The 13,221-nt window shown below is 67.3% G+C and carries 8 protein-coding genes and 3 tRNA genes; 7 read left to right on the top strand and 4 right to left on the bottom strand.

All coding sequences use genetic code 11. The annotated features are described in order from the left end of the window. The first annotated feature begins 1 nt into the window (after window position 1). From FEF15_RS12875 to FEF15_RS12865, 3 genes are all read left to right on the top strand, one after another. Window positions 2-2,200, top strand: a complete 2,199-nt coding sequence (locus FEF15_RS12875; protein ID WP_163559571.1) for an acetate--CoA ligase — start codon at window positions 2-4, stop codon at window positions 2,198-2,200. Beyond that, a complete protein-coding gene (locus tag FEF15_RS12870) occupies window positions 2,197-3,015 on the top strand; it encodes an enoyl-CoA hydratase-related protein (protein ID WP_163559570.1) in 819 nt (272 codons plus the stop codon). Before FEF15_RS12875 ends, FEF15_RS12870 begins: the two co-directional genes overlap by 4 nt. Before the next feature lie 125 nt (window positions 3,016-3,140). Continuing rightward, entirely contained in the window at window positions 3,141-4,991 is a 1,851-nt protein-coding gene (locus tag FEF15_RS12865) for an SLC13 family permease (RefSeq protein WP_163559569.1), read from the top strand. On the opposite strand, the gene FEF15_RS12860 is transcribed toward FEF15_RS12865, so the two are convergent. From FEF15_RS12860 to betI, 4 genes are all read right to left on the bottom strand, one after another. Next, entirely contained in the window at window positions 4,963-7,428 is a 2,466-nt protein-coding gene (locus tag FEF15_RS12860; protein ID WP_163559568.1) for an acyl-CoA dehydrogenase, read from the bottom strand. The two genes, FEF15_RS12865 and FEF15_RS12860, sit on opposite strands and share 29 nt — an antisense overlap. 307 nt (window positions 7,429-7,735) lie before the next feature. Continuing rightward, a complete protein-coding gene (gene betA / locus FEF15_RS12855) occupies window positions 7,736-9,427 on the bottom strand; it encodes a choline dehydrogenase (RefSeq protein ID WP_163559567.1) in 1,692 nt (563 codons plus the stop codon). A gap of 9 nt (window positions 9,428-9,436) precedes the next feature. Then, complete coding sequence (gene betB, locus FEF15_RS12850; RefSeq protein ID WP_163559566.1) at window positions 9,437-10,906, bottom strand: betaine-aldehyde dehydrogenase; 1,470 nt, start codon at window positions 10,904-10,906, stop codon at window positions 9,437-9,439. A gap of 42 nt (window positions 10,907-10,948) precedes the next feature. Beyond that, window positions 10,949-11,566, bottom strand: coding sequence for a transcriptional regulator BetI (betI, locus tag FEF15_RS12845; protein WP_205598531.1), 618 nt, complete (start codon window positions 11,564-11,566; stop codon window positions 10,949-10,951). Window positions 11,567-11,727: 161 nt separating this feature from the next. Here betI and FEF15_RS12840 point away from each other — a divergent pair, with 161 nt between their 5' ends. The 4 genes from FEF15_RS12840 to FEF15_RS12825 all read left to right on the top strand — a co-directional run bounded on the left by FEF15_RS12840 (window position 11,728) and on the right by FEF15_RS12825 (window position 13,197). After that, the gene (locus FEF15_RS12840; protein ID WP_240454163.1) at window positions 11,728-12,693 is read left to right on the top strand and encodes a choline ABC transporter substrate-binding protein; all 966 of its coding nucleotides are present in this window, start codon (window positions 11,728-11,730) and stop codon (window positions 12,691-12,693) included. 83 nt (window positions 12,694-12,776) lie between these two features. Beyond that, window positions 12,777-12,853: transfer RNA gene (locus FEF15_RS12835), tRNA-Met, on the top strand. Between the two features lie 155 nt (window positions 12,854-13,008). Beyond that, a tRNA-Asn gene (locus FEF15_RS12830) sits at window positions 13,009-13,084 on the top strand. Window positions 13,085-13,120: 36 nt separating this feature from the next. Next, window positions 13,121-13,197, top strand: a tRNA-Asn gene (locus tag FEF15_RS12825). The last annotated feature ends 24 nt before the right edge of the window (window positions 13,198-13,221 follow it).

The raw sequence follows: 13,221 nt of genomic DNA, 5'->3' as shown, positions 1-13,221 counted from the left end.
CATGAATCCCATCGAAGGACATCTTCCCACCCGCAGTCCCCTGCACGATATCCTGGCCCCCCGCGGCATCGCCGTGATCGGGGCCTCCGCCGACCCCACCAAGCGTGGCTACAAGGCCATGGTCGGCCTGGTCAAGGATGGCTTTGCGGGCGAGATCTATCCGGTCAATCCCAAGGCCGACATGATCCTCGGCATCAAGGCGTGGCCTTCGGTCACGGCCATTCCCGGCAACCCGGAACTGGCACTGATCTGCACGCCGGCGGCCATGGTGCCGGGCCTGATCGCCGAGTGCGGTCGGCGCGGCATCAAGGGCGCGGTGATACTCGCCAGCGGTTTCGCCGAGGTCGGCGGTGAAGGCGCCGAGCTGGAACGCGAGATGATGGCCAAGGCGCGTGCCCACGGGATACGCATCATCGGCCCCAACACCTCGGGCATCTTCAACCTGCACCACCGGATCAACCTGCTGGCACTGGACAGCGTCAAGCCCGGCGACGTGGGCATCATCTCCCAGTCGGGCAACATGCTGCTGTCGCTGGCACTGGAGGCGCAGCACAACGGCCACGTGGGCTTCTCAACCTACGTGGGGCCGGGCAACCAGAGCGATATCGGTTTCAACGACTATCTGCGCTACTTGGGCGAGGACGAGCAGACCCGGGTGGCGACGCTCTATGTGGAGGGCTTCCGCGACGGGCGCAAGTTCCTCGAGGTGGCCCGCGAGGTCACCGCCATGAAGCCGGTGGTGGTCTACAAGTCCGGCGCCACCGAAGCCGGGCAGAAGGCGGCGAGCTCCCACACCGGGGCGCTCGCCGGCAGCTACGCCATGACCGTGGACCTGCTCAAGCAGTCCGGGGTCAGTGTGGTGCACCAGTCCGACGAGATCCTGCCGGTGGCCGAAGGGCTGGGCCTGTTGCAGAAGGCGCGCGGCAAGCGGGTGGCGGTGATCTCCGACGGTGGCGGCCAGGCCACCATCGCTTCCGACCGCCTCGCCGAGGCAGGCCTTACCCTCGCCGAGCTCAGCGAGACCACGCGTGCCAAGCTGCGCGAGGTGCTCTTCCCCCAGGCCTCCACCGTCAACCCGGTGGACGTGGCCGGCTCCACCGACGCCCATCCCTCGCTGCTCGCTACCTGCATGGAGATCGTCGCCGCCGATGACAACGTGGATAGCGTCTTCCTGGTGGGCATGTTCGGTGGCTACAGCATCCGCTTCGCCGAGTCGCTGCTCGGCGACGAGATGCGCGGCGCCGAGGCGATGGTGGATCTCTCCCATGCCACTGACAAACCGCTGGTGATCTACAGCCTCTACACGCCGATCAAGCCGCCGGCGCTGCGCCGCCTGCACGAGGCGGGGCTTCCCGTTTACGATTCGATCGAACACTCTGTACGGGTACTGGCGGCGTTGGGGGAGCGCGGCCTCTATCTGGCGCAGAACCAGCGCGAGACGCGCGAGACCGCAGTGGCGGCCAAGCCCGAGCTGGCCGCGCTCTTCCATCGTGCTCAGGTGCAGGGACGCGACCTCTTCGAGTACGAGGCCAAGGAGCTGCTGCGCGGACACGGTGTCGCGGTGCCCGAGGAGCGCCTGGTGCGCAGCGAAAACGAACTGGCCGAAGCGGCGGCACACTTCGCCGGCACGTCGCTGGCCATGAAGGTGGTCTCCAAGGACATCCTGCACAAGTCCGATGCCGGCGGGGTCAAGCTCGACCTGAAGGGCGAGGCGGCATTGCGGGAGGCGCGCGAGGCGATCCTGGCGTCGTGCCTTCAATACGATCGGGATGCCGATATCGAGGGCGTGCTGGTCACCCCCATGGCCAAGAAGGGGGTCGAGGTGATCCTCGGGGTGATCCGCGATCCCATCTTCGGCCCGGTGCTGATGTTCGGGCTGGGCGGCATCTTCGTCGAGATCCTCGAGGACGTGGCCTTTCGCGCCATCCCGCTGTCGCGCCAGGACGCCCGCAGCATGGTCGAGCAGATCAAGGCAAAGCGCATTCTCGGCGGCGTGCGCGGCGAGGCGCCGGTGGACAAGGAAGCGCTGGTCGAGCTGCTGCTCACGGTGTCGCGCCTCGTCGAGGCCTACCCGCAGCTCGTCGAGCTCGACCTCAATCCGGTCATCGTGGGTGCCGACGGCTATGCGGTGGTGGACGCCCGGGTTATCGTGGCACGCGACCTGCCGCCGGCAGACAGCGATCTGGAGGCCACCGCATGAGCCACGCACGCACACCGACGTTGCCCGAGTTGACCGATGCCCGACTCGAACTCGAGGGGCGCATCGCCACCCTGACCCTGGCGCGGCACGACCTGCGCAACGCCCTGACCGGCACGGCACTGGTCGACGATATCGTCGCCGTGGCGGAGTGGGTCAACCACTGCGACGCCGTCTCGGTGCTGGTGATCACCGGCGACGGGCCGGCGTTCTCCGCCGGTGGTAACGTCAAGGACATGGCGAGCCGCGGCGGCGACTTCGCCGGCGACCCGGCCGAGGTGGCCGAGCGCTACCGGCGCGGCATCCAGCGCATGCCGCTGGCCCTCGACGCCGTGGAGGTGCCGATCATCGCCGCCGTCAACGGCCCGGCCATCGGCGCCGGCTTCGACCTCGCCAACATGGCCGATATCCGTCTCGCCTCGAAGAAGGCCAAGTTCGGCGAGACCTTCCTCAACCTGGGGATCATTCCCGGCGATGGCGGCGCCTGGTACCTGCAGCGCTTGATCGGCTACCAGCGCGCCTTCGAGCTGACCCTGTCCGGCCGGGTGATCGACGCCGAGGAAGCGCGCGACTACGGCATCGTGCTGGAGGTCACCGAGCCCGAGGCGCTCATGGCGCGTACCCGGGAGATGGCCGAGCGCATCGCCGCCCAGCCGCCCAAGGCCACGCGGCTCACCAAGCGGCTGATGAAGAAGGGCGGCCGCATGGCGCTGCCCGACTTCCTCGACCTCTGCGCTGTCTTCCAGGGCTCGTGCCACAACGAGCCGGAGCACCTCGAGGCGGTCAACGCCATGCTGGAGAAGATGGCAAGGAAGTAACTCCCTGCCGCGTGACCGACCCGGCCTCGGCCGGGTTTTTTTGCCCACAATGCCAAAAGGACTTGTCCGCCAACGGCCTGGCTGGCGATGCTGTCGGCAACCCATCATCACAGGGAGGTGACCGCATGGCCGACAGCACCCTGGTGTTTCTGGTGCTCGGGCTGACCCTGATGGCCTTTGTCTGGGGGCGCTTTCGCTACGACCTGGTAGCGCTATTGGCGCTGCTCGGCTCGGTGCTGCTGGGCCTGGTGCCAGCCGGCGAGGCGTTTCTCGGCTTCGGTCATCCGGCGGTGATCACCGTGGCCGCCGTGCTGGTGCTCAGTCGCGGCTTCGAACGCTCCGGCCTGGTGGACGTGATCGCCGACCAGGTGCTCAAGGTCGGCGATCGGCTCTTTTTCCAGCTGGTGGCGCTCATCGGCACGGTGGTCGTGATCTCCGGGTTCATGAACAACGTCGGCGCCCTGGCCCTGCTGTTGCCGGTAGCCATGCGCCTGGCTCGTGAGCACGATGCCTCGCCGTCGCTGCTGCTGATGCCGCTCGCCTTCGGCTCGCTGCTCGGCGGGCTCACCACCCTCATCGGCACACCCCCTAATATCATCATTGCCAGCTATCGCGGCGACCTCACGGGCGAGGCCTTCGGGATGTTCGCCTTCTTCCCGGTGGGGGCGTCGGTGGCGTTGGCAGGCTTCGCTTTTATTGTCTTGGTGGGCTGGCGCCTGGTACCACGGCGGGCCGGGAAGGCCACCACCGATGCCATGTTCGATACCGCCAACTACCTGGTGGAACTGGAGGTGGAGGAGGGCGCCAAGGCGGTTGGCTGGACGCTTTCCGATCTGCACCGTGAACTGGAGGAGACCATCCCGGTACTCGCGGTGGTGCGCGGCGAGACGCGGCGGGCCGGGCACGCCTTTCATGGCCAGCTGCGCGAGGGCGACATCCTGCTGGTGGAAGCGGGACCCGAGGAGATGAAGCTGCTTGAGGACAAGGCGGGCCTGAGGGTGGGGGCCCAGCCGGCTGACGAAGAGGGGGGCGATGAGGCAGCGGCAACCAAAGCCGCGCAGAACCAGGCGCGCCAGGGGCAGGGCAAGGAGAAGGAGAAGAGGACGCGTGTCGATACCGAGGGGCTGCAGCTCGTCGAGGCGGTGGTGCGCAACGATTCCATGATGATCAATCGCACCGTCACCCAGCTGCGCCTGCACAACCAGTTCGGCCTGCACCTGGTGGCGGTGGCTCGCGACGGGGGACGCCTCAAGCAGCGTCTGCGCGACATCCGCTTTCGCGCCGGCGATGTGCTGCTGCTGCAAGGCGGGGAGAGCGAGCTTTCCGAGAGTCTGGGCACGCTCGGTTGCCTGCCGCTGGCCAGTCGCAACCTGACGCTGGGCCAGCCCCGCCTGCTGCTGATGTCGATCGCCGTCTTTGCCGCGGCGATCCTTGCCATGGTGCTGGATCTGCTGCCGGCGGCGGTGGCGCTCTCCCTGGCGGCCCTGCTGTCACTTCTGATCGGCGTGTTGCCCCTGCGCGACGCCTACCAGGCCATCGACGGGCCGGTGCTGGTGTTGCTGGCGGCGATGATACCGGTGGGCGAGGCGCTGGAGAGCAGCGGCGGGGCGGCGCTGGTTGCCGATGGGTTGCTCGTTTTCGGCAGTGATTGGCCGGTGGTGGTAACGCTTCTAGCCCTGTTCGCGTTGTCGATGATGTTGTCCAACGTCATCAACAATGCGGCGGCGGCACTGTTGATGGCACCCATCGCGGCCAGCTTGGCCTCGGGGTTCGGCGTCTCCCCCGACCCCTTCCTGATGGCGGTGGCGGTCAGTGCCTCCTGCGCCTTTCTCACGCCCATCGGCCACCAGTCCAACACCCTGGTGCTGGGGCCCGGTGGCTACCGGTTCAGCGATTTCTGGAAGCTGGGGGTGCCGCTGTCGATGTTAGTGGTGGCGCTGGCCATTCCTATGATCCTGTTGGTGTGGCCGCTGTAGGGTGGCGTAGCACCTTGGACTTGTCGATCACGAAGGCGTCGTACTCGAAGTCGTCCACGCTGAGCAGCTCGAGTACCTCGGCCTCGCGCTCGCGCATGAAGGTGGCGTCGTCGTCGCTGATGATGCCGGCCTTGAGCGCTTCTTCGACCCGCTGCTCGGGGTGCAGAGCGGTGGCGGGTATCTCGCCCTTGGCATGGGCCTTGTTGACCCGACGGTAGAGCGACTCGGCGCGCTCCTGCGTCGCCAGCAGGGCATTGTAGTGCGCCAGGGGATTGTCACGGCTGCCGTCGTTCGCCTGCCAGGCGGTCCCGAGGAGTGCGCGACGCAGGGCGGTATCCTGGGAGACCGCCTGGGCGATCTCGCGGGTCAGGTCGTCATGGGGGCGCTTGAAACGCCTGCCCCGCGGCATCACCAGCACGCGCAGGGCACGTCCCAGGGCGCGGCTGGGCAGGTTGTCGAAGAGCTCGTCGAAGGCCTGCTCGGCGCGCTCCAGCAGGAACTGGCAGGCGTAGTGCAGCAGGGCCGCTTCGCCGGCCACTTGGTTACCCTCGTGCCACTGTTTCAGGGTCATCGAGGCCAGGTAGAGGTTGGCAAGCACGTCGCCGAGGCGCGCCGAGAGCATCTCGCGCTGCTTGAGGCTCGAGCCGAGACTGGCCATGGCGGCATCGCTGCACAGCCCGAAGCCGGCAGACAGCCGCGCAATCGCCTGGGCATAGGGAGCGGCGGTGGCGTCGAAGGGTGTCGTGGCATGGCCGATGCCGAGCCCCTGGGTCAAGGCGCGGGCGGCGTTGCCGAGGATCAGCCCGGCGTGGCCGAAGACGGCCTGGTCGAAGGCGTGGAGGTCGTCGGCTTGTTGAGCGGCCAGCTCCTCGAGGACGTAAGGATGGCAGCGGATCGCCCCCTGGCCAAAGATCATCAGGTTGCGGGTCATGATGTTGGCGCCTTCCACGGTGATCGCCACCGGATTGGCGCTGTAGCCTATCCCTAAGTAGTTGCGCGGCCCCAGTGTCACCGCCTTGCCGCCGTGGATGTCCATAGCGTCGCCGAGAATGCGGCGCTGGAACTCGGTGAGCTGGCTCTTGAGGATCGCCGAGGGCACCGCCGGCTGCTCGCCATGGTCGATGGTGTTGGCGGTCTGATAGACCGCCGCGCGGGCGATGTAGAAGAGGCCTGACATGCGGGCGAGCGGTTCCTGGATGCCTTCCATCTCCGCCACCGGAACGTTGAACTGGCGGCGGATGCGCGCAAAGCCGCCGCTCCAGCCGATGGCGTAGCGGGCGGTGCCGGTGGCGCCGGAGGGCAGGGTGATGCAGCGGCCCACCGAAAGGCACTCGACCAGCATGCGCCAGCCCTGGCCGATCATCGCCTCGCCGCCGATGATGGTATCCAGCGGCACGAAGACGTCCTTGCCCTTGATGGGGCCGTTGAGGAAAGGGCTGCCGATGGGGTGGTGGCGGCGGCCGATCTCCATGCCCTCGGTGTCGCGGGGGATCAGCGCCAGGGTGATGCCGCGGTCAGCCTCGTCGCCGAGCAGGTGATCGGGGTCGAAAAGCCGGAAGGCCAGGCCCACCACGGTGGCGATGGGGGCGAGCGTGATCCAGCGCTTTTCGAAGTCGAGGCGCACGCCGAGCATGTCCTTGCCGTTGACCCTCTGCTTGCACACCACGCCGGTATCCGGCAGGGCGGTCGCATCCGAGCCGGCGCGCGGGCCGGTCAGGCCGAAGCAGGGAATCTCGCGGCCATCGGCCAGCCGCGGCAGGTAATGATTCTTCTGCGCATCGGTGCCGTACTTGAGCAGCAGCTCGCCCGGGCCTAGCGAGTTGGGCACGCCCACGGTGACCATCAGCATCTCGTTGATGGCGAGCTTCTGCAGCACCAGGGACTGCGCCTTGGCCGAGAAGCCCAGGCCGCCATACGCCTTCGGGATGATCATGCCGAAGAAGCGCTCCTGCTTGAGGTAGTCCCAGAGTTCCTGGGGCAGGTCGGCACGCTCCTTGGCGATCTCCCAGGCATTGCACATTCCGGCCGCCACGTTGCACTGGTGGTCGAGGAAAGCGCGCTCCTCCGCCGACAGGCCGTCGTCCCGGTAGCCCAGCAGCTGCTGCCAGTCGGGCCGGCCGGTGAACAGCTCGCCGTCCCAGGCCACGCTGCCGGCTTCCAGGGCAATGCGCTCGGTGTCGGAAACCTTGGGTGCGACCTTCTTGAACAGCGCGAAGAGCCGTGGGGTGAGCCACCGACGGCGCAGCGCCGGCAGGCCGCCGGCGGCCACCGCCAGGGCGCCCGCCAGCAGTAGCACGCCGAGCAGGGTCGAAGCGAGCAGCAGGCTCGCCACGCCGGTGGCGGCCAGCACGGCCACGGCGGGCAGGGCGCCCGCCTCGCGGCGCATCACGACGAGCAGGCCGACCACGGCCAGCACGAGCAGGATCAGGGTGAGCATGGGCGTCTCCAGGTCGTTATCATCTGCAAGAATTCAAACATCTGTTCGAATTCTTGCAGACTAGCCCATTCCCATGCAACCGGCCAGCAGGATGGAGGCTTCCCTGGGCTGATCCTGCGGCAGGCCTGCGAGGGGGCGCTGTGAACCCTGGGCGCTACATTTGTCATCCCTGACAAATGACCCCCTCTCCGGCCTGCCCCCGGCGCCCCTTGCCGTAGCCTGCTTCGCAAGCCCTGCAGCTTACTACTGGAAAGCGCCCCGCGCTGCCTGAGCAGCGCGGGGCGCGTCGCGTGGTGGCAGTTGGTGCTCAGCCGGCCTCGCGCAGCGGCGTGCTCCGGGCGGGTGCGCCGTTCGCCACGAAGTAGGGCGCATCGCTTCGCGGCAGCGGCTCGCGGCCACGGATCCGGTCGGCAAGCTTCTCGGCCAGCATGATCGTCGGCGCGTTGAGGTTGCCGGTGGGAATCAGCGGGAAAAGCGAGGCGTCCACCACTCTAAGGCCTTCCACGCCGTGGACGCGTCCGGCGCCGTCGACCACGGCGTCATCACCCTCGCCCATGCGGCAGCTGCCGCAGGGGTGATAGGCGGTCTCGGCGTGGGCGCGCACGAAAGCGTCCAACTCGGCGTCGGACTGCACGTCCGGCCCCGGGGATATCTCCCGGCCGCGGTAGGGATCGAAGGCGGGCTGGGCGATGATCTCGCGGGTCAGGCGGATGGCGTCGCGGAACTCCTGCCAGTCCTTGGCGGTGGACATGTAGTTGAAGCGAATGCTCGGTGCCGCCTCGGGGTCGCGGGAGGTGAGGCGTATGCGCCCGCGGCTCTCAGAGCGCATGGAGCCCACGTGGGCCTGGAAGCCGTGGGCCTGGACCGCGCTCTTGCCGTTGTAGCTGATGGCGATGGGCAGGAAGTGGTACTGCAGGTTGGGCCACGGCTCTTCGTGGTTCGACCGAATGAAGCCGCACGCCTCGAACTGGTTGCTGGCGCCCACGCCGCGGCCGAGAAAGAGCCACTCGGCACCGATCTTGGGCTGGTTGTACCACTTCAGCGCCGGGTAGAGGGAGATGGGCTGGGTACACTCGTACTGGATGTACATCTCCAAGTGGTCCTGGAGGTGAGCGCCGACGTTGTCGTTGACAGCCACCGGTGTGATACCGAACTCATCGAGCACGTCGGCCGGGCCCACGCCGGAGCGCTGCAGGATCTGCGGCGAGGCGATGGCCCCGGCACACAGCAGTACCTCGCGGCGGGCTATCACCTGCTGCGCCTGTCCCTGGCGACGGTAACGCACCCCCACGGCACGCTTGCCCTCGAACTCGACGACGTCGGTGGTGGCGCGAGTCTCGATGGTGAGATTCGCGCGCCCCTTGGCCTGGTCGAGGTAACCGCGGGATGTGGAGGCTCGCCGGCCATTGGGCGTGACGAAGCGGTCCATGGGGCCGAAGCCCTCCTGCCGGTAGCCGTTGACGTCCTCGGTCTCCGGGTAGCCTGCCTGCTTGCCCGCCTCGATAAAGGTGCGATACAGGGGGTTGTTACCGGCCTTCGGCGTGGTCACGCTCACCGGCCCGTTGCCGCCGTGGTAGGCGTTCTCGCCGATGTCGCGGCTTTCGGACTTCTTGAAGTAGGGCAGGCAGTCGGCGTAGGTCCAGTCTTCGAGGCCCGGTGTCTTGGCCCAGTTGTCGTAGTCCAGGGCGTTGCCGCGGATGTAGCACATGCCGTTGATCAGCGAGGAACCGCCCAGTCCCTTGCCGCGGCCGCACTCCATACGTCGGCCGTCCATGTGCGGCTCGGGGTCGGTCTCGAAGGCCCAGTTGTAGCGCTTGCCCTGCAGCGGGTAGGCGAGCGCCGCGGGCATCTGGGTGCGGAAGTCGAAGCGGTGGTCGGGGCCGCCGGCTTCCAGCAGCAGCACCTGGACGGCTGGGTCTTCGGTGAGCCGCGCAGCAAGCACGTTGCCGGCGGAGCCGGCACCGATGATGACGTAGTCGAATTCACGAATCTGGGACATGGAGTCTCCTTAAAACACCGATTCAAAGGGACCCATCTCGATCTGCACCGACTTGGTCTGGGTGTAGTGGTAGAGGGTCTCCAGGCCGTTCTCGCGACCCACGCCGGACTGCTTGTAGCCGCCCACCGGCATCTCGGCGGGGGACTCGCCCCAGGTGTTGATCCAGCAGATACCGGCCTGCAGGCGGTGGATCACCCGGTGGGAGCGGTTGAGGCTCTCGGTGAAGAGTCCCGCCGCCAGGCCATAGTGAGTGGCGTTGGCGCGGGTGATCACCTCCGCCTCATCGTCGAAGTCCAGCATCGCCATCACCGGGCCGAAGATCTCCTCGCGCACGATGCGCATGTCGTCGGTGCAGTCGGTGAACACCGTGGGGGCAGCCCAGGCGCCCTGTGCGTAGTTCCCCTGGTCCCAGGCCTCGCCGCCGGCCAGCACTCGGGCGCCCTCCTGCTTGCCCAGGGCGATGTAGTCGAGCACCTTGGCCTGGTGTTCGAAGCTCACCAGAGGGCCGAAGTTGACGTTCGGGTCGAGCGGGTCGCCGGCCCGGATACGTGCCACGCGCTCGGCGATCCTGGCCTCGAAGGCCTCCTTCACCGAGCGTTCGACGAAGACGCGCGTGCCGTTGGTGCAGACCTGCCCGCTGGAGTAGAAGTTGGCCATCATGGCGGCATCGGCGGCGCGGTCGAGGTCGGCGTCGGCGAAGACGATCAGCGGCGACTTGCCGCCCAGCTCCATGGTCACCTCCTTGAGGGTGGAGCCGCCGGCTGCGGCCATCACCTTCTTGCCGGTGCCCGCTTCGCCGGTGAAGGAGACCTTGTCGATGCCTGCATGGCCGGTGATCAGTTCGCCCACTCGGGCGTCGCCCTGGACGACGTTGAACACGCCGTCGGGCATGCCGGCCTCGGTGAAGATCTCGGCCAGCTTGTGGGTGGTCAGCGGGGTCACTTCGCTGGGCTTGAAGACCACGGCGTTGCCCGCGGCCAGCGCCGGGGCGCTCTTCCAGCAGGCGATCTGGATGGGGTAGTTCCAGGCGCCGATGCTGCCGACAACGCCCAGCGGCTCGCGACGCGTATAGACGAACGACGACTCGCGCAGCGGGATCTGGGTGCCCTCGATGGCCGCGGCCAGGCCGGCGTAGTACTCCAGCACGTCGGCCCCGGTGACGATGTCCACTGCGACGGTCTCGCTGATCGGCTTGCCGGTGTTGCGCGTCTCGAGCTCGGCGATCTCGTCATTGCGTTCTCGCAAGAGCGCCACGGCGCGGTTGAGGATGCGCCCGCGCTCCATGCCGCTCATGGCGGCCCAGACGCGCTGGCCCTCGCGCGCCGCCGCCACGGCGGCATCCACGTCGGCCGCGGCGGCGTGCTGCACCTTGGCCAGCACGCTGCCATCGAAGGGGTTGACGACCGCAAAGGTCTCGCCGGAGGTGGCGGCCACGTGGCGGCCGCCGATGTAGAGAAGCTGGGTGTCGAGCTGTGCCATGGGGCCTCCTGTTCGGGCCATGTGGGTGTCGGGGGTGTCGGCCTAGCTGATGCTCAGGGCGTGGACCGGACGATCATGACCGGCGAGCAGTTGATCCAGCGCTGCATGGGCCAGGCGGCTGGCGCCGTCGGCGTCGAGGCTGCCCGGGGTCAGGGCCCCGCGCAACCAGAGCCCGTCGATGACCGCGGCCAGGCCGGCAGCGGCACGGTGAGCTTCTTGGCGCGGCATCAGACGACGGAACTGGTGACAGAGATTGGAGTGCAGCCGGCGGTGGTTGACCCGTTGCAGGCGGGCCAAGCGTGGCTGGTGCATGCTGCTGGCCCAGAAGGCGAGCCAGGTCTTGGCCACTGCGCCGGTGACCTGGCTACGGTCGAAGTTGCCGTCGATGATCGCTCCCAGGTGAGCGCGCGGGCTGGTGTCGTCGAGGGCCTGGCGGCGGGTCGCCACCGCTTCGCCCAGATCGTGGAGGATCTGGCGCATGGTGGCTTCCAGCAGGCCATCCTTGCCGCCGAAGTAGTGGCTGATGATCCCCGCCGAGACGCCGGCGTGACGGGCGATGCGCATCACCGTCGTATCCGCCAGGCCAACCTCGTCGATGGCGGTCATCGTTGCCTGGATCAGCTGCTGTCGACGGATGGGTTCCATTCCGACCTTGGGCACCTTGCGGCCTCCTGTTCCTGGTTTCGTCTTGCAACCACACCGCGAGACGTGGTTAACATGTGCACAGCTTGCCATTTCTTTATTGAACGTTCAATCAATAAAGGGCCGCCGCCGGTCTTGCCGCCGCGGCTATACTCAAGTGTCCAACCGGAGGGAAACCGATGAATAACACCAACCTGTCGCACCGCATGACCCTGGGCCTGGGCGCCGTGGCGCTGGGCCTTGCTGCCTCACCGATTTCCGCTGCCGAGCCTGAGAGCTGCAGCACCGTGCGCTTCGCCGAGGTGGGCTGGACCGATATCACCGCCACCACGGCGCTGACCACCGAGGTGCTCGAGGCCATGGGCTACGAGACCCGCGTGGATACCGTCTCGGTGCCCATTGCCTACTCGGGCATGAAGAACGGCGATTTCGATGTCTTCCTGGGTAACTGGATGCCGTCCATGGCCTCGATCAGCGATCCCTACATCGAGGAGGGCAGCGTCGACCGTCTTGGCGCCAATCTGGAGGGGGCCAAGTACACCCTGGCGGTGCCGCAGTATGTCCATGACGCCGGTGTCACCTCGGTGGCCGACCTCGACGCGCATGCCGAGCAGTTCGATTCGCGGCTGCACGGCATCGAGGCGGGCAACGACGGCAACCAGCTGATCCAGGACATGATCGACGACGACGCCTTCGGCCTGGGCGACTGGCAGCTGGTCGATTCCAGCGAGGCCGGCATGCTCGCCGAGCTGCGGGCGCGGGTGCCCAACGAGGAGTGGATGGTGTTCCTCGGCTGGGAGCCGCACCCCATGAACACCAACTTCGACATGGCCTACCTGGAAGGGGCCGACGACTATTTCGGCCCCAACCTGGGCGGAGCCACCGTCTACACCAACACCCGCGGCGGCTACGCCGAAGAGTGCGGCAACGTCGGCACCCTGCTGGAGAACCTCGAGTTCACCCTGGAGATGGAGAACCGGCTGATGGGCGAGATCATGGATGCAGGGGCGGACCCCCGGGCAGCGGCCCGTGACTATCTGCAGGCCAATCCCGAGGTGCTGGACGGCTGGCTCGAGGGCGTGACCACCCGTGACGGCGACCCGGCGCTGCCGGCGGTGCGGTCCGAGCTCGGCCTCGAAGGCTGAGCCCGATCAAGGCTTGCCTTGGCGGCGGGGGCCGTGCATAATTCACCCCCGTTGCCCGGGATGCCTCTCGGGTGAGTGAAAAAGGCTACGTAGCTCAGTTGGTTAGAGCACATCACTCATAATGATGGGGTCCCCTGTTCGAGTCAGGGCGTAGCCACCAGACATGTCGACAGCGCCCGCTCGCCTCCCGCGAGCGGGCGCTGTCGTTCGTGGCCTTCCGTTGGGCCGAGGGATCGGCGCCGGCTACCCGCCGCACCAATCGGTCCTTGACCTGCCGGAAGCGATCCGTATACTACGCACCGTGCTCGAGGCCATTCCCCGATAGCTCAGTTGGTAGAGCAAATGACTGTTAATCATTGGGTCGCAGGTTCGAGTCCTGCTCGGGGAGCCACCGATTCGGAGCACGCCACGCTGATTCAGCCAGCCGTTCCCGAATAGCTCAGTTGGTAGAGCAAGTGACTGTTAATCACTGGGTCGCAGGTTCGAGTCCTGCTCGGGGAGCCATCAGCGATCCCGCCGTCATCATGT

Source organism: Halomonas sp. NO4 (assembly GCF_010994375.1).
GTDB lineage: Bacteria > Pseudomonadota > Gammaproteobacteria > Pseudomonadales > Halomonadaceae > Halomonas.
This window is presented reverse-complemented; position numbering and strand designations above follow the sequence as displayed.